The sequence below is a fragment of the Curtobacterium sp. Curtsp57 genome, from assembly GCF_047324335.1.
Lineage (GTDB): Bacteria > Actinomycetota > Actinomycetes > Actinomycetales > Microbacteriaceae > Curtobacterium.
This window is the reverse complement of the sequence record NZ_CP168511.1, coordinates 2420726-2437435: the sequence shown is the minus strand read 5'-3', so window position 1 is coordinate 2437435 and position 16710 is coordinate 2420726. Positions and strand designations below refer to the sequence as shown.

Here is a 16710-nt window from a genome sequence, read left to right as displayed (position 1 = left end):
TGGATTCTCTAGGATCGAGGTATGGCGAGCACGATCCCCGGATTCGGCGCGGAGCGCATCACGCAACGGGGTCTTCGCGATCGTGTCTACGACCGGGTGCTCGACGTGCTCATGGGACCGGACGTCGAGCCGGGCATGCGGTTGTCGATCGACGGGCTCGCCCGGACGCTCGGAGTCTCGCCGACGCCGGTGCGCGAGGCGCTCGTGCAGCTCGAACGGACGGGGCTCGTCACCCGCGAGGCGAACAAGGGGTACCGCGTCGCCCCGCCCCTCGCCGGGGACCAGCTCGAGGCGTTGTTCGACGCCCGGTTGATCGTCGAGAGCGGTGCCGTGGAGCTCGCCGCGCGGGGTGACGTCGAGCAGCTCCGGGAGCGGCTGGTCCTCGCCCTGTCCGACCAGGCGGCCGTCGCCCGCGAGGTCGCCGTCGTCGGGTCGGCGCAGGCCTCAGAAGAACTCATGGCGCGCTACTTCCGGAGCGACTGGCAGTTCCACCAGCTGATCTTCGACGCGGCCCGGAACCCGTTCCTGCTCGAGATGTCGGACATCATCACGACGCGCGTGCACCGGATGCGGCAGATCGTCGAGGGCGGCGGGGACGACACCGACCGTGCCGTGCACGAGCACCAGGCGATCGTCGACGCGCTCGGGTCCGACCCGACGTCCGCGGTCGCGGCGATGCGCTTGCACATCGACGCCGTGCGGCTGCGGTCCCGCGCGGACGCGTCCCACGCGGGCTGAGGCTGCTGGCGCGGGTGCTCGTGCTCCGACTCGGAACGACAACCCCGATGTCGTACGACAGCGGCACTGTCGCTGGGCCGCGGACGCAACAGTTGCGCGCGCAAGTGGCGACGAAGTCGATGTCGTACGACAGCGGTGTTGTCGCTCGTTGTGGACGCAACCGTCTCGGCGCGCATGTCGGGCAGCCGCGCGCGTCGGAGCTCGGTGGCGCAGACTACGAGTCGACGCTGTCGACGCTGTCGACGTGTCGAGGACACGACGTTCGGAAGGGGCCGGAATGCACGAGGAGCACGACTGCTGCGCACCGGTCGGCCGCGCGGCCCTGATCGGCGGTGCGGTCGGTCACGTCGGTGCCACGGCGACCGCGGGCACCGCGGGCAGTGGGCACCGGATCGCTCAGGCCACCGTGCCGGCGCAGACGTTCCTGATGGGGGACGCGCTCGGCGACGCGAAGTGGGGCGACGGCGAGACGCCCGTGCACCCGGTGTCGCTCGACGCGTTCGCGATCGACGCGACGAGCGTCACGAACGACGACTTCGCCCGGTTCGTCGAGGCGACCGGGTACCGCACCGAGGCCGAGTCGTTCGGGTACTCGGCCGTGTTCCACCTGGCGTTCGCCGGGGCGGACGACGACGTGCTCGGGCAGCCGCCCCAGACGCCCTGGTGGCTCGGCGTCCGTGGCGCCGACTGGCGGCATCCCGGCGGCCCGGCATCGTCGGTCGACGAGCTCGGCGACCACCCGGTGGTGCACGTCTCCTGGAACGACGCCGTCGCCTACTGTGACTGGGCCGGACGAGCACTGCCGACCGAGGCGCAGTGGGAAGCCGCGTCCCGTGGTGGACTCGAGGGTGCCAGGTACCCGTGGGGCGACGACCTGCGCGACCCCTCGGCCACCGACGGCTCGTGGCGCGTGAACATCTGGCAGGGTGTCTTCCCGACCGAGAACACGCTCGACGACGGGTTCCTGACGACGGCGCCGGTGCGCTCCTTCGGGCCGAACGCCTACGGGCTCTGGCAGACCGTCGGCAACGTGTGGGAGTGGTGCGCCGACGCCTGGTCCGCCACGACGTACGCGTCCGACGCGGAAGCGGGCACCGTGCACGCGCCGACGGGGCCGAGCGTCGACACCCCCGATGCGCCACGGCTGATGCGCGGCGGCTCGTACCTGTGCCACGACTCGTACTGCAACCGCTACCGGAACGCCGCGCGGTCATCGAACACGCCGGACTCGTCGATGGGCAACGCCGGCTTCCGCACGGTCTCGCGGGGCTGAGCTGGCGGACGCCCGTGCCGAAGTTCGGGTCAGCGGCACGGGCGCCCTGATCCTCCGGGCCCGGACTCCTTCGGAGCCCCCGTACGGGGGGTTTGGTCGGATTCGGTTGCGCTCCGCCGACGAGCATGTATCTTTCCTATAGGAAAGAGGTTCAGAGGTGAACCATCGACGTGCAAAGGAGCATTCCGTGACCACAGCACAGGACTGGGTCCAGCAGGACTGGGACCCGACCACCTGGACGGCGGACACCTGGCCCATCGCGGCATGTCTGCACGGCTTCCCGGCCGTCGGCAGCGACGGCGTCGCCGTGCACGACGCCCCGGCAGAGGTGTGGGACGACATCTTCGGGCAGGTCAGCGCCGCCGGGTTCTCCCTCGCCGAGCTCGCCGACAGTCACATCCGGCCCGCCGACCTCGAGCCGTCCCGGCGTGACGAGCTCTTCGCGATAGCGCGCTCGCACGGCATCGGCATCCCGTCGGTGCACCTGCAGCGCAAGAGTGTCATCCAGCCGGGCCACGAGGAGGACAACCTCGCCTACGCCCACCGCACCATCGACGCGGCGGCCGAGTGGGGCATGCAGGTCTTCTCGACCGGGCTGCACCAGCCGTTCAACGAGGCCCAGCAGCGCGCGCTGTGGTTCTGGACCGCGCAGGGCCCGACGGACCCGGACGACCCCGAGGTCTGGAACGCCGCGGTGTCCCGACTCCGCGAACTCGGCGAGCACGCGGCGTCCGTCGGACTCCCGATGGCACTGGAGCTCTACGAGGACACGTACCTCGGCACCGCCGACAGCGCGGTCCGCCTCGTCGAGGAGATCGGGCTCGACAACGTCGGCCTGAACGCCGACGTCGCGAACCTCATCCGTCTGCACCGCCCGGTGGAGGACTGGAAGGAGCTGTTCGCGAAGACCCTGCCGTACACGAACTACCTGCACGTGAAGAACTACACGCGGGACGAGTCGGCCGACGGGAGCTGGTCGACGAGCGTGCCGAGCACCATGGAGACCGGCCTCATCAACTACCGCCAGGTCCTCCGCGATGCCGTCGCGAACGGCTTCCGCGGCATCCTCATGACCGAGCAGTACGGCGGGGACAGCCTCGGCGTCTGCGCCACCAACCAGCAGTACATCCGTTCCGTCCTCGCGACCTCGGTCGTCGGGACGACGCAGCAAGGAGCAACTCGATGAGCACCCTCGACATCGCCGTCGTCGGATCCGGCTACATGGGCGGTGGGATCGCGCAGGTCCTCGCCCTTGCCGGCCACACCGTCCGGATCGCGGACGTGTCCGCCGAGATCGCGGAAGCCAACCGCGCGCGGCTCATCACCGAGACGGAGCAGTTCGTCGCGGACGGCCTCTTCCCCGCGGATGCCGTGTCCCGGGTCGACGCGCACCTCAGCGCCGCCGCCTCGATCGAGGAAGCGGTCGCCACGGCCGACTTCATCGAGGAGGCGGTCCCCGAGAAGCTCGAGATCAAGCACGACACCCTCCGTCGGATCAGCGCCGCCGCGAAGCCCGACGCGATCATCGGCTCGAACACCTCCACCATCCTGATCCAGTCGCTCGCCGAGGCCGTCACCGGTCCGGAGCGGTTCCTCGGGGTGCACTTCTCGAACCCCGCGCCGTTCATCCCCGGCGTCGAGCTCATCCCGCACCCGACCACCGGTGAGCACGCCGTCGAGGTCGCCGAGGCGGTCGTCGCCGCGACGGGCAAGCAGTCCGCGCGGGTGAAGGACGCCACCGGCTTCGTGCTGAACCGGCTGCAGTACGCACTGTTCGAGGAGGCGACCAAGATCGTCGACGAGGGCATCGCGACGCCCGACGACATCGACACGATCGTCCGTACGACGTTCGGGTTCCGCCTGCCGTTCTTCGGCCCCTTCGCGATCGCGGACATGGCAGGACTCGACGTCTACGCGTTCTGCTTCGAGTCGCTGCAGACCCGCTGGCCCGAGCGCTTCGCCACCCCGTCGTCGCTGCAGCAGCACGTCGACGCCGGCGAGCTCGGCACGAAGTCCGGCGCGGGGTACCTCGAGGTACCGGCCGACCGGACGCCGGAACTCGTCGCCTACCGCAATCGCGCCTACGTCGCCATGCAGAAGCTCCTCGACGAGCTCGGCCCGGCACCGATCCACTGACCGACCGGGAGCGAGACATGAGCAACCAGAGCAAGACCGTCGTCCTCACCGGAGCAGCGTCCCCGCGCGGCATCGGCCGCGCCACCGCCCACCACCTCGCAGCGGCCGGGTGGGACATCGGGATCATCGACCTCGACGACGACGCCTCGAAGGCCGTCGCGGCCGAGATCCACGAGCAGCACGGGGTCCGTGCGGTCGGTGTCGGTGCGAACGTCGCCGACGAGTCCGCCGTCCGGGCGGCGTTCGACGCCATCGAGGCCGACATCGCCCCGATCACCGCCCTCGTGAACCTGGCCGGGGTGTCCTCGGCCCACGAGTACCTCGACCTGCCGGAGGGCGAGTGGCACCGCGTCCTGTCGATCAACCTCGACGGCGTGCACTTCGCCAGCCTCCGTGCCGCCGAGTCGATGGTGCAGACCGGCTACGGCCGCATCGTCAACCTGTCGTCGGTCTCCGCCCAGCGCGGCGGCGGCACGTTCAGCAAGACGCCGTACACGGTCGCGAAGGCCGGCGTCATCGGGCTCACCCGTGGACTGGCGCGTGAGCTCGGGCCGAAGGGCGTCACGGTGAACGCCATCGCCCCCGGTCCGATCGACACCGACATCATGGGCGGCACGCTGACCGAGGAGCGCAAGACCGCGATGGCAGCCGACGGTGTGCTCCCGCGCATCGGGACCCCGCGGGACATCGCAGCGGCGATCGCGTACCTGATCAGCGAGGACGCCGGGTTCGTCACCGGTCAGACCCTCAACGTCGACGGCGGCCTCTACATGCACTGACGGCGAGGCCGTTCCCCTGTTCCGCACCGTGCTCGCGAAGGAGCGAACCCGTGTCACTTCCCAACGTCCCCGCCCTCGGATCGACCCACGATCCCGGGCTGAAGTCGGCCATCGGCAAGGCCACCAAGCACCTGATGCCGATGCTCGTGATCCTGTACTTCGTCGCGTTCCTCGACCGCACCAACGTCGGGTTCGCGGAGGAGGCCCTCAGCGTCGACCGCGGCATCTCCGACGCGGCCTTCGCGCTCGGTGCAGGCATCTTCTTCATCGGCTACGCGATCTTCGAGATCCCGTCGAACCTGCTGCTGAAGCGCTTCGGCGCTCGGTTCTGGCTCGCCCGCATCGCGATCACGTGGGGCATCGTCGCCGCGCTGTTCGCCTTCACGACGAACGACACCATGTTCATCGTGCTGCGGTTCATCCTCGGCGTGACCGAGGCGGGCCTCTTCCCCGGCGTGATCATGTACCTGTCCGAGTGGTTCCCGAACAAGGTCCGCGTGCGGATGTTCGCGATCTTCTACCTGGCGCAGCCGTTCTCGCAGATGATCGGCGCCCCGCTGTCCGGCGGACTCCTGAGCTTCGGCGACCAGGCCACCCCGTTCCACGGCTGGCAGGTCATGTTCGCGGGCGAGGGCATCCTCGCGGTGCTCGCCGGCATCGCCGCGCTCGTGTTCCTGACGAACAGCCCGCAGCAGGCCAAGTGGCTCGAGCCGGGGGAGAAGGACTCGCTGACGGCGGCGATGGCCCGCGAGGACACCGCCCGCAGCGCCGACGGGCCGCAGGGGATCTGGAAGGCGATGGCGAGCGGCCGGGTCTGGTACTTCACGATCATCTACTTCTGCCTGCAGGTCGCCGTCTACGGCACCACGTTCTACCTCCCGCAGCAGGTGTCGTCGCTCCTCGGGCAGGACGTCGGCTGGCAGGTCGGGCTGGTGTCCGCGATCCCGTGGCTCGTCGGGCTCGTCGCGTGCTACCTCGTCGGGTCGAAGGCGGACTCCGTGGGTCGCCGCCGACGCTGGGGGACGATGTTCTACGTCTTCACCGGCCTCTCGATCCTCGGCTCCGCGTGGGCCGGCGCGAACGGGCAGCCGATCCTCGGCATCGTGTTCATCACGCTGGCCGTGGCGAGCTTCCTGTCGGTCGGACCCATCACGTGGGCGTACCCGACGGCGTTCCTCACGGGTGCCGCCGCAGCAGCCGGCATCGGGCTGATCAACTCGCTCGGCAACCTCGGCGGCTTCGTGGCACCGATCATGCGTACGGCGATCAACGAGGTCGTCCCGACGGACAGCGGCGCGTTCGGCATCGTCTCGCTCGGGGTGCTGGCGTTCGTGGCGGCCGTGATGATCTTCTGCACGAAGTTCTTCCGGCAGTCCCGGGCGGACGACCTGCTCGACACCTCGCACGTGGCGACGACCGAGCCGAAGGCGAAGCGATGACCCGGTTGTTCAACGACCCGGCGGACTTCGCGGAGGAGATGGTGGACGGGTTCGTGGCGGCGAACCAGCGGTGGGTGCGGAAGGTGCACGGTGGTGTCGCTCGGTCCACTGCGTCGCCGGACGGGACGGTTGCGCTGGTCGTGGGTGGTGGCAGTGGTCACTATCCGGCGTTCGGTGGGCTCGTCGGGCACGGGTTGGCGGCTGGTGCGGCGATGGGGAACCTGTTCGCCAGTCCGAGTGCGCAGCAGGTCACCGCGGTCGCGAAGGCGTCCGAGCACGGTGGTGGGGTACTGCTGAGCTACGGCAACTACGCCGGTGACGTGCTGAACTTCGACGCGGCCGAACGGGCGCTGCGCGCGGACGGCATCGAGGTCCGCACGGTGCGCGTCACGGACGACGTCGCGTCCGCGCCCGCCGGAGAAGCAGCGAAGCGCCGCGGGATCGCCGGCGACCTGTGCGTGTTCAAGATCGCCGGCGCCGCCGCCGAACGCGGGGACACGCTCGACGAGGTGACCGCGATCGCGACTCGTGCGAACGACCGCACCCGCAGCTTCGGGGTCGCGTTCAGTGGATGCTCGCTGCCGGGTGCCGACGGACCCCTGTTCACGGTCCCGGAGGGACGGATGGCGATCGGCATGGGGATCCACGGGGAGCGCGGCATCGACGAAGCCGACGTCCCCACCGCGAACGGCCTCGCGGAACTCCTCGTCGACAAGCTCCTCAACGAGCGTCCCGAGGGTGCCGGTGACCGGGTCGTCCCGATCCTGAACGGCCTCGGCAGCGTGAAGTACGAGGAGCTCTTCGTGGTGTTCAACGCCGTGTGGCAGCGGCTGGCGGCTGCGGACCTGGTGATCGTGGAGCCCGAGGTCGGCGAACTCGTCACGAGCTTCGACATGGCCGGGGTCTCCCTGACGCTGTTCTGGCTCGACGACGAGCTCGAGGCGCTCTGGGCAGCACCGGCGGACAGTCCTGCGTACCGGAAGGGTGGTGCGGTGCCGCAGGAGCGGCTCCCCGAGGACACCCTCACCGCCGACGAGCACGCACCGGTGGGACCGGCCAGCGACGCATCCCGCGCGCTCGGCACCGAGATCGCGCAGGCGTTCACGACGATCCGCGAACTGCTCGACGCGCACGCGGACGAGCTGGGACGCATCGACGCCGTCGCGGGTGACGGCGACCACGGCATCGGCATGCAGCGCGGCGCACACGCCGCGTCGGAGGCCGCCGCCGACGCCGTCGGACGCGGTGCCGGAGCGGGATCCGTGCTCCGGATCGCCGCGGACGCCTGGTCCGACAAGGCCGGTGGCACCTCCGGCGCGATCTGGGGAGCCGCCCTGGAGGCACTGGGTCGCGTCCTCGGGGACGAGTCGCGTCCGTCGGCCGCCACCGTCGCGGACGCGGTGCACGCGGCCACCGAGGCGGTGCTCGCCTTCGGCGCCGTGCCGGGAGACAAGACCATGGTCGACGCGATCGTCCCGTTCGACGAGGTGCTCCGGTCGGAGATCGACGGGGGCGCTGGGCTCGACGGGGCCTGGCGGGCCGCGGCTACGAGGGCGAAGGACGCCGCCGACGCCACGGCGGAACTCCTCCCGCGGATGGGTCGGGCCCGCACGCACGCCGAGCACGCCGTCGGGACGTCGGACCCGGGCGCGGTGTCGTTCGCGCTCATCGTGGAGACGGTCGCACCGTGACCACGATCGGGGTGTCGCTGAAGACGTACTTCTCGCACGCCCGGACGCTCGATTGGACGGCCGCGGTGGCCGGGATCGCCCGGACGCACCCCGCGGTCCGGTCCGGCGCGGCGACGCTGTTCGTCGTCCCGACGTTCCCCGCGCTCGTCCCGGTGCGGGAGATCCTCGATGCGAGCGACGCGCCGGTGCTGCTCGGCGCGCAGGACATGTCGTGGGCGGACGCGGGCGCGTACACCGGCGAGGTGACCGGCGCCGAACTCCGGGAGATCGGGGTCGACCTCGTCGAGATCGGCCACGCGGAGCGGCGGTCCCTGTTCCACGAGACGGACGACGAGGTCGCGGGGAAGGTGCAGGCCGCGTTCCGCAACCACCTGCGACCGTTGCTCTGCGTCGGCGAGGCGAGTCGTGCCTCCAGGCCGGAGACGGTGGCCGAGGTGACAACGCAGATCGACCGTGCCGTCTGGGGTGCCGTCGCTGACGGTCTGGCCGGTCCGCTCACGGTGGCGTACGAGCCGGTCTGGGCCATCGGCGCCCCGGCGCCCGCGCCCGACGACCACATCGTCGAGGTACTCGCGGGCATCGAGCAGTACCTCGCGATGCGGCCGGAGCTGCGGGGGAGCACCGCGATCTACGGCGGCAGCGCCGGACCGGGCCTGCTCACCCGCGGGCGCGGTCGCATCGGCGGGTTGTTCCTCGGACGGTTCGCGCACGACCCGGCCGCGATCCGCACGATCCTCGACGAGGTGCAGGCGCTGGCCGTCAGCTGAGCTCGCCGCGACCAGCTTCCGGACGTGCACCGACACCGCAGGCGGCGATCAGTACCGTCGCGATGCCGAGCCGCCAGGGAACGTGACGGCGCGGCGCGGGGCCCGGCGCATGACGTGCGCCGGGCCCCGTGTCACCTCCGCATCGTCACGGCGTTTCGTGGGCCGATCGACCGGCGGTCACCACCGCCCCCGTGTCCGGGTCCTCGGCGGACGGCGGATCGAACAGGCCCGAGTACGCGCGGACGGCACTCCAGCCCGCGATGAGCAGGACGATGCCCGCGACCGAGGCGGCCCATGGCAGGAGGAGCGAACGCTCCCAGAGGCCCGGAGCGGCCAACCATGCGAGGAAGTTCCCGGTGACGGCGCCGGTCGCTCCGAGCAGCGCCGCGGTCCGCCGGTCCAGGCTCGACAGGGTGAGCGCTACCGTCACGGCGACGATCGAGGCGAGCGCGTTGACGAGATCGGACACCTGGGCGCTCCTACTCCCCGCTGCCGACGGCGAGCTGCTCGTGACCCCCGCCGGTGGTGACGGCGATCTTGCGGGGCTTCGCCGACTCCTTCACGGGGATGGTGACGCTCAGGACGCCGTTGTCGTACCCGGCGGTGATCCGCTCGGCATCGAGGCCGTCGCCCAGCGTGAGCTGGCGGACGTACGTGCCGGGCTGGCGCTCCCGGGTGAGCCACTGGGAGCCCTCCGGGGCGCCGAGGGTCCGCTCGGCGCGGATCGTGAGGACCGAGCCGTCCACGTCGATGTCGACGGAGCCGGGATCGATGCCCGGCAGGTCCACGTCGAGGACGTAGTGGTCGCCCGTGCGGTACAGGTCCATCGGCATCGAGCGGGGCCCGGACGTGCCGAGCAGGGAGCCGGCGAGACGGTCCAGCTCGCGGAACGGGTCGAAGTTCATCGTCATCGAAATCAACTCCTTCGTGTCTGTCGTTGAGTCCCTTCGGCTCAACGAGCAACGTTTTAGCACTCAAGCCTGACGAGTGCCAAGAGAACGCTCGGAGTCCGCTCGGAACCTCCGTTCTGCCGCCGGCTCGGGACTGCTCACCCGGGGGCACGGCCGCATCGGCGGACCGCTGACCCCCGGTTGGGAGGGCGCGGTCCTCGCGTACTCATGGGTATCTTCGGCTTGCCTGCGACCGCTCTGGTCGTCCACCCGAAGGATCCCTGTGCTCTCGTCCCTGACCAGGACGCGCCGTCGCGCGCGCCTGTCCGCCGTGGCCGTCGCCGCCACGCTCGCCACCGCCCTCGGGCTGCTCGTGGCTCCGCCCGCGAACGCCGTCGAACCCGTCGGGACCCTCGACGTCTCGATCCCTGCCGGCGGCAGCCCGCCCTACCCGTCGGCGACGTGGGGCCAGACGTTCACCGCCGGCCGCACCGGCAAGCTGACCGCGGTGTCCCTCGACTGGACGCTCCCGGGATCCGGCGGATCCGGAGCGGTCACCCTGCAGGCCGCCGCCAACGGGGTGCCGACCGGACCGGTGCTGGCATCGGCGACCATCTCCACGGACACGGGGTGGCAGACCGCGGTCTTCTCCTCTCCCGCGAGGCTCACCGCCGGGACCGTCTACGCGCTGAGCATCCCGATCGTGAACACCGCGATGTACTCGACGAGCGTGTACGCCGGCGGTGCCGTGTTCCACGGCGGTCTGGCGTACCCGAACTACGACCTCCCGCTGCGCACCTACATGCAGGCGGTGCCGGCACCGACCGGGTTCACCGCGTCCGCGGGCGACGGCACGACCGACCTCGCGTGGGACCCCGTCGCGTCGACGTCCGAGTGGAACGTCACCGGGTACGAGACCTCGTACGCGGTCAGCGGCTCTGGACAGTGGTCAGCACCCGTCGCATCGACCGGTACGACCGCGCAGGTCTCGGGCCTCACCGACGGCACGGCTTACGACTTCCGCGTCCGTGCCACGAGCGACATCGGCTCCGGCGAGTGGTCGACGACCGCCTCCGCGACCCCGATGGGCGACTTCACCGGCGGGGCGCTGCACGTCGCGACCGATGCGCTCGCGGTCGGTGTCGCACGCACCGCGACCTCGGACGGGTGGAGCCCGACGCCGAACCTCGCGTGGTCCTGGACCGCTGGTGGCACCCAGGTCGGCACAGCGCCGACGTACACCCCGACCCCCGACGACCTCGGCAAGGACGTGCAGGTCACGGTGACCGCGACGGCTGTCGGCCGCCACCCGCAGACCCGCACCGTGGACCTCGGCATCGTCGGGCCCGGCACGATCACCACCGGGGACGTCGAGCTCCGCGGCGCCGACGGTGTCGTGGTCGGCTCGACCGTCGACGCCGGCACCACCGTCACGGCCTCGGTGCCCGGGCTCGCGCCGAGCACGGCGACCCTCACCTACCAGTGGTTCCGCGGGGCGGACACGCCGATCGAGGGTGCGACCGGTTCCTCCTACACGGTCACCGGTGACGACGCGTTCGGCCGGGGCCGCATCTCGGTCGCCGTCACCGCGACCGAGCGGGGCTACTCGTACGTCACCGTCTCGTCGGGCACCCCGTACGCGACGTACGGCGTGCAGCAGGGTTCCGTCACGACCGACGCGGCGAAGGTCGGGCAGCCCACGACGGCCACCGTCCCGGCCTGGACCCCCTCCACCGCCACGCTGTCCTACCAGTGGTACGCCGGTGAGCGGGCGATCCGCGGCGCGACCGGGAACACCTACACGCCGACCGCCGACCAGGCCGGCGCGGACCTCATCGTGACGGTCAGCGGCACCGCCCGCGGCTACCACGCCCAGCAGGTCACCAGTGCGCCGGTCGTCATCGCGCCGGGCACACAGACCGGCACCGTGGCGATCCAGGGCGACGCCACCGTCGGCTCGGAGCTCACCGCGGTGGACTCCGACTGGCAGGACGACACGGCGTTCACCCGCCAGTGGACCCGCGACGGCCAGCCGATCGACGGCGCGACCGGACGGACCTACCGGCTCGTCGGCGCCGACGCCGGCGCGACGATCGGCCTGACCGTGACCGGCACGCTCGCCGGGTACGAGGACCGCACCGTCGATGCACCCGCGACCGGCGCCGTCGCACTCGGCACCCAGCACGCGAGCGTGACCATCGCCGGAGCCGATGCCGCCCGGGTCGGCACCGCGCTCACCACGACGGACAGCGGCTGGGCGACCGGCACGACCGTCACCCACCAGTGGCTCCGCGACGGCGAGCCGATCGAGGACGCGACCGGCGCGGGTTACACGCCGACCGACGCCGACCTGGGCCACGTGCTCACCGTCGCGGCGACCGGTGAGCTCACCGGCTGGGAGCCCCTCACGGTCACGTCGGCCGGCACCCGCGCCGTCGTCGGCACTCCGGCCGTCGTCACCCCGGGTGGCACCCTGCCGACCACGGTCACCGCCGGAGAGCCGTTCCGCTCCCAGCTCGACGTCTCGGGTTCACCGCGGCCGACGCTGACGCTCGACGGACACCTGCCGACCGGGCTCGAGTTCGACGCCGAGACCGGGGTCGTCTCCGGGATCCCGACCGAGGCCGGCCACCACGTCGTCCGCTTCACCGCGGACAACGGCGTGGGGATCCCGTCGGTCACGACCCTGACGATCGACGTCGTCGCCGGTCCGCTCGCCGAGCTCACGCTCGCCACGACCGGCACCGGTGAGGTCGACGGGGCGGTCACCGCGAAGCAGGGTTCCACGATCCACGTCCTGGCCGCCGGCCTCGACGAGTGGGGCAACGAGCTGGAGTCGCTCGACGGACTCGTCCTCACCTCGAGCGTCGACAGTGACGTGATCGACGGGGACGCGGTGACGTTCCGCCACGCCTCGCCGCACGTGCTCACCGCGACCGTCGGCGCCGTCACGGCGTCGGTCCTCGTCGAGGTCAGCCCGACGGCAGTCGTGTCGCCGACGGATCCGACCACGCCGGCAGCGCCCGTCGCGGTACGGCCGGGCGTCTCCGCGCCGGCACCGACCGCGGCGCACCCGGCCGCCGAGCTCGCTTACACGGGGTCGGCGTCCACCGGCCCGCTCGCCGTGGCAGCGCTCCTCGCGCTGCTCCTCGGTGCCGCGCTGCGCGTCGGTGCGCGCCGCCGCCGCGAACGGATCTGATCGCTCCACCAACCGGACAGGAGGCTCGGCGCACGACGTGCGCCGAGCCTCCTGTCATGGAGTCCGTGCGTCAGATCGTGACGGAACCGAGGACACGGTGCGCGATCGAGATCGACTCGCCGGACACCACGGACAGCGGCGACGACAGGAACGCGATCAGGTCGGCGATCTGCTGGGGGCTGGACTCGCCACCGGACCCGCGCTGCACCTCGGCAGCCGGATCGTCCGTCACGGTGCCCGGGTTGACGACGTTGACCGTGACGCCGGAGCCGGCTGCCTCGTCCGCGAGGTTCTTCGCGATGACGCTGACGGCGGTGTTCCGGAGGGACGCGGTGATGTTGCCGGAGAGGTAGGCGTTCTGCCCGCTCACGACGACGACACGTCCGAAACCCGCCTCGCGCTGTCCGGGCAGCACGGCGTTCGCGACCCGCAGGAACCCGAGCGCCTTGCCGTCGACGGCCCGGGCGATCTGATCAGGGTCGGACTTCTTCGCCGGGTCGAGGGTCCCGGCACTCGGCGCCGCGGTGACGACGAGCACGTCGATGCGCCCGTGCTGCGCGATGACCGAGGCGACACCGGCGTCGACCGAGGCCTGGTCCGCGGTGTCGATCGCGACGCCGTCGTCGTCCGTCGCACTCCGCGAGGCGACGACGACCGTCGCTCCCTCGGCCCGGAGTCGATCGGCGACGGCGCTGCCGATGTACCCCTTGCCCCCGACGACGAGTGCGACACGGTCCGTGAGTTGGAGATCCACGTCGCCACGCTATCCCTCGGTCGGACAACCGGTCGTTCAGTGTGCCGTGCAGTTCGTTGCGCGAAACGTACAGGACCTGGATTGTCAGTTGCTCTAACCGTTCACGTCGTGAAACACTTTCGTCGTCCAACTCGGACGGGAAGACGACCAGGAAGGTGGAACCAGGCATGCGCAGCACGTACCACGGGGCTCAGTGGGGCACCGGTCTCCTCGGCACCCACCCTCGCGCGGGCCTCACCGACCCCGCGGTCATCGCCGCCTACGTCACCGCTCGGATCGAGGACCCGTCGCTGCTCTCCAAGCGGGCCGAGCCGTCCTACGCGGACTTCTTCACCCTCCCGCAGGCCTGAGAACCCGGAGTTCATGAACACATGCCGTTGACCGTCGTCCGCCGAGAGCACGTCCACCTCTACTCGCGAGCACCCCGATCGAAGGCCGCCCGCTCGGCCGTCGACGCCATCCTCCGGCTGCAGCACGCCGAGGAACAGCAGATCGAGCACGCGCGCATCGAGAGCGGTCTGTCGAAGAACGAGTTCCTCGCGGCCCGGTACCTGCTGCAGGCGCACCGGGACGGTCGTGCGATGGGACCGAAGGACCTCGCGGTGATGCTCGCGGTGTCCAACGCCTCGGTGACGAAGATCGTCGACGGCCTCGTGGAGAAGGGCGACATCGTCCGGACCGCGCACCCAACCGACCGTCGGGCGCAGTTCCTCGAACCGACCGACCAGGTGGCGACGAAGATCGACGACTCGTACGCACAGTTCCACGAGATCGTCGTGCGCGTGCTCGACGGGCTGCCGGCCGCCGACAACGAGGTGGTCGCCGAGGCCCTCGGACGGATCGTGGACGCCCTCGCCGAGGCGGTTCCGGAGCCGGCCGACGAGTACACCGTGGACGGCACCAGCGCCTGAAACCTTCCAGCGGTAAGTTGTCTGCATGACCTCTGCCGACGACGCCGGAACCGTGCGGCGGCGCGGGTACCGCAAGGGCGCGGAGCGGCGGGTCCAGATCCTCGACGAGATGATCAGGATGGTGGCCGAGCAGGGCGTCGACGCGTCGTCGCTCCGGTCGGTGGCCGACGCGCTCGGCATCACGCACGCGGCGCTCCGGCACTACTTCCCGTCGCGCGACGAACTCCTGCTCGCCGTCTACCGGGAGCACGAGGTCCGCGAACAGGGCGCCCCGGACCGCCTGCAGTCCGCGATCGGCGACATGCGCGAGAGTGCCGGCCGGAACCGCGAGATCCCGGGGCTCGTGCAGCTCTACACGACCCTCGCGGCCGACGCCGTCGGTGAGGGGCACCCGTCGACGCGGGACTTCATGCGTGAGCGGTTCGCGCGTCTGCGGGGCGAACTCGCGGAACTGATCCGCCGTGACCAGGACCTCGGGCGCATCCGGGCCGACCTCGATCCGGTCGACCTCGCGTCACTGAGCATCGCGGCGTCGGACGGCCTGCAGGTCCAGTGGCTGCTCGACCCGGAGGCCGTCGACGGCGAACGCGTGCTGCACCTGCTCGAGCAGATCGTCCCGCCCGCCGACTGACCGCGCGACGGCGTACTCAACTGGTACCAGCTGCACTGCATCGCGGACCTGAAAGCTCTCGGCGATGACATTGAAAGCGGTCTACGCCATCGCCGCCGCCCTGATCGCCGTCGGCGTCTTCGCCGACTTGATCGCCCGCACCGTCACGACACTGGTCTGCGGCACCGTGACGATGCCGGGCGACTTCGTCGCCGGGATCTGTCTGGTGATCTTCGTCACCACGAGCATCGTGTCCATGCCCGCCGGCTGCGCGGTGCCGCTGCTCGGGATCCGGATCGCATCCGGGGTCACGTTCACAGCGATCGCGGGGCTCGCCGTGTGGGCGGTGGTGTTGTCGTGGCGATGGCGGCAATCGGATGCGTACTTCATCGCCGACCTGAAGGGCCGGACCGGGTTCGCCAAGCGGGCCGAGATCCGCAAGTACGCCTCCGCCCGAGCGATGCTCCGCTGAGCCTCCACGATCCGACCGACGCTGCAGGCCCCGTCCGTGACAGACGTGGCCTGGCCGATTGGACGGAGCCTGGGTCGGAACGTGTACGTGTCCGCGAAAGACTCCATCGTCCTCGAGGGCCCGCCTTGGCAGGGAAAGGGATACGGATCCTGATCGCCGCGATCATCGACTGGGCCGGCCCCCTCATCACTACCTCGACGCGGTCCGACAACCTCACCACCACCATGCGGGCCCGGCAGGCGAAGGGCACCGTCAGCGTCTTCGACCCTCAGGGACTCTCCGGCATCCAGGGTGCGATGCGCACCGACCCGACCGCCAGCGGGTCCGCGGCCGAGGCGCGGGCCGCCGCTCGCGCAGCGGACGCGTCGTTCGCGCGACAGGTCGGTATTCTTCGTGAGGCCAACGCCGGGAGGGGAATGTTTGGCCTCCAAGGAGCAACCCGAGCCGAAGCAGAGATGCTCGGCAAGGAGTGGGTCGGTCCCGGTGCCAAGCTTGCTAGCGACGGGAAGACATGGGTGAGCTCGAATGGACTACGGCAGTGGCGGCCACCGTCGTACAAGCCCAGTCGCGATGAATGGCAGTCAAATTTTGAGTCACGAGACGTGCCTTCCGGTCGATGGATCAACAACGGACACCTCAACATCACGGACGGGCAATGAGAGCACAACTGCACGGCATTTACAGTGAGGAACTTGACCTCAATCGCGTTCTGCCCGCGGACCGCTACCGCTCGTACTTCCACGCAGTAATGACGGTCGGTCCCGACAATGGCCCCGGAGAAGAGACCTTCCAGGTCACGGTCTGCACACCCGCTTGGCTCGCAGAGGAGGCGAGCGTGCGAGGACCAATCGTGGGCCGCCACCTCCTCATCGTCGAGCCCATGGATGCGAACCGTGCGGTCCGCGCGCTCCGGCAGAACGTCGAGGCGGCCGAAGGGCGTACGTGGGCGGAAGTCGCGGAAAAGGTCTCACGAATCGGCTTGTGGGAGTTCGAGGACTACCAGGAGCACCCCGGTGCCGAGTAAAGGCGTCCGTGCGATCGACACAATCGC

At 70.7% G+C, this 16710-nt stretch carries 18 protein-coding genes; 15 read left to right on the top strand and 3 right to left on the bottom strand.

The window, feature by feature from the left end; all coding sequences use genetic code 11:
- Positions 1 to 21: 21 nt before the first annotated feature.
- From ACEN9V_RS11480 to ACEN9V_RS11445, 8 genes are all read left to right on the top strand, one after another.
- A complete protein-coding gene (locus ACEN9V_RS11480) occupies positions 22 to 738 on the top strand; it encodes a GntR family transcriptional regulator (protein WP_413600421.1) in 717 nt (238 codons plus the stop codon).
- 277 nt (positions 739 to 1015) lie between these two features.
- Positions 1016 to 2011, top strand: coding sequence for a formylglycine-generating enzyme family protein (locus ACEN9V_RS11475; RefSeq protein ID WP_413600420.1), 996 nt, complete (start codon positions 1016 to 1018; stop codon positions 2009 to 2011).
- 187 nt (positions 2012 to 2198) lie between these two features.
- A complete protein-coding gene (locus tag ACEN9V_RS11470; RefSeq protein WP_413600419.1) occupies positions 2199 to 3197 on the top strand; it encodes a sugar phosphate isomerase/epimerase family protein in 999 nt (332 codons plus the stop codon).
- Positions 3194 to 4147, top strand: a complete 954-nt coding sequence (locus ACEN9V_RS11465; RefSeq protein ID WP_281266359.1) for a 3-hydroxyacyl-CoA dehydrogenase family protein — start codon at positions 3194 to 3196, stop codon at positions 4145 to 4147. The genes ACEN9V_RS11470 and ACEN9V_RS11465 overlap by 4 nt, the downstream gene beginning before the upstream one ends.
- A gap of 17 nt (positions 4148 to 4164) precedes the next feature.
- Positions 4165 to 4926 carry an SDR family NAD(P)-dependent oxidoreductase gene (locus ACEN9V_RS11460; protein WP_413600418.1) on the top strand — a complete coding sequence of 254 codons (762 nt, stop codon included), beginning with the start codon at positions 4165 to 4167 and terminating at the stop codon, positions 4924 to 4926.
- Between the two features lie 50 nt (positions 4927 to 4976).
- Positions 4977 to 6365, top strand: coding sequence for an MFS transporter (locus ACEN9V_RS11455; protein WP_413600417.1), 1389 nt, complete (start codon positions 4977 to 4979; stop codon positions 6363 to 6365).
- Positions 6362 to 8056: a dihydroxyacetone kinase family protein gene (locus ACEN9V_RS11450; protein WP_413600416.1), complete on the top strand. Its 1695-nt coding sequence runs from the start codon at positions 6362 to 6364 to the stop codon at positions 8054 to 8056. Before ACEN9V_RS11455 ends, ACEN9V_RS11450 begins: the two co-directional genes overlap by 4 nt.
- Positions 8053 to 8823 (top strand): triose-phosphate isomerase family protein, encoded by a 771-nt coding sequence (locus ACEN9V_RS11445; protein ID WP_413600415.1) that lies wholly within the window; start codon positions 8053 to 8055, stop codon positions 8821 to 8823. The genes ACEN9V_RS11450 and ACEN9V_RS11445 overlap by 4 nt, the downstream gene beginning before the upstream one ends.
- Before the next feature lie 145 nt (positions 8824 to 8968).
- Here the strand turns inward: ACEN9V_RS11445 and ACEN9V_RS11440 are convergent, their stop codons facing one another.
- Positions 8969 to 9292 (bottom strand): hypothetical protein, encoded by a 324-nt coding sequence (locus tag ACEN9V_RS11440; RefSeq protein ID WP_413600414.1) that lies wholly within the window; start codon positions 9290 to 9292, stop codon positions 8969 to 8971.
- A 10-nt stretch (positions 9293 to 9302) separates the two neighbouring features.
- A complete protein-coding gene (locus tag ACEN9V_RS11435) occupies positions 9303 to 9734 on the bottom strand; it encodes an Hsp20/alpha crystallin family protein (protein WP_413600413.1) in 432 nt (143 codons plus the stop codon).
- A 262-nt stretch (positions 9735 to 9996) separates the two neighbouring features.
- Here ACEN9V_RS11435 and ACEN9V_RS11430 point away from each other — a divergent pair, with 262 nt between their 5' ends.
- Positions 9997 to 12912, top strand: coding sequence for a fibronectin type III domain-containing protein (locus ACEN9V_RS11430; RefSeq protein WP_413600412.1), 2916 nt, complete (start codon positions 9997 to 9999; stop codon positions 12910 to 12912).
- A gap of 70 nt (positions 12913 to 12982) precedes the next feature.
- Here ACEN9V_RS11430 and ACEN9V_RS11425 read toward each other — a convergent pair whose 3' ends face one another.
- Positions 12983 to 13666: an SDR family NAD(P)-dependent oxidoreductase gene (locus ACEN9V_RS11425; protein ID WP_413600411.1), complete on the bottom strand. Its 684-nt coding sequence runs from the start codon at positions 13664 to 13666 to the stop codon at positions 12983 to 12985.
- Positions 13667 to 13833: 167 nt separating this feature from the next.
- Here ACEN9V_RS11425 and ACEN9V_RS11420 point away from each other — a divergent pair, with 167 nt between their 5' ends.
- The 6 genes from ACEN9V_RS11420 to ACEN9V_RS11395 all read left to right on the top strand — a co-directional run bounded on the left by ACEN9V_RS11420 (position 13834) and on the right by ACEN9V_RS11395 (position 16683).
- Positions 13834 to 14016 carry a hypothetical protein gene (locus ACEN9V_RS11420; RefSeq protein WP_413600410.1) on the top strand — a complete coding sequence of 61 codons (183 nt, stop codon included), beginning with the start codon at positions 13834 to 13836 and terminating at the stop codon, positions 14014 to 14016.
- Between the two features lie 21 nt (positions 14017 to 14037).
- Positions 14038 to 14577, top strand: coding sequence for a MarR family winged helix-turn-helix transcriptional regulator (locus ACEN9V_RS11415; protein WP_413600409.1), 540 nt, complete (start codon positions 14038 to 14040; stop codon positions 14575 to 14577).
- Between the two features lie 25 nt (positions 14578 to 14602).
- On the top strand, positions 14603 to 15208 hold the full coding sequence (locus tag ACEN9V_RS11410) for a TetR/AcrR family transcriptional regulator (RefSeq protein ID WP_413600408.1): 606 nt from the start codon (positions 14603 to 14605) through the stop codon (positions 15206 to 15208).
- Between the two features lie 64 nt (positions 15209 to 15272).
- Positions 15273 to 15659 carry a hypothetical protein gene (locus tag ACEN9V_RS11405; RefSeq protein WP_413600407.1) on the top strand — a complete coding sequence of 129 codons (387 nt, stop codon included), beginning with the start codon at positions 15273 to 15275 and terminating at the stop codon, positions 15657 to 15659.
- Between the two features lie 125 nt (positions 15660 to 15784).
- Positions 15785 to 16318 carry a hypothetical protein gene (locus ACEN9V_RS11400; RefSeq protein ID WP_413600406.1) on the top strand — a complete coding sequence of 178 codons (534 nt, stop codon included), beginning with the start codon at positions 15785 to 15787 and terminating at the stop codon, positions 16316 to 16318.
- Positions 16315 to 16683: an Imm8 family immunity protein gene (locus tag ACEN9V_RS11395; protein ID WP_413600405.1), complete on the top strand. Its 369-nt coding sequence runs from the start codon at positions 16315 to 16317 to the stop codon at positions 16681 to 16683. The genes ACEN9V_RS11400 and ACEN9V_RS11395 overlap by 4 nt, the downstream gene beginning before the upstream one ends.
- Positions 16684 to 16710 lie beyond the last annotated feature (27 nt).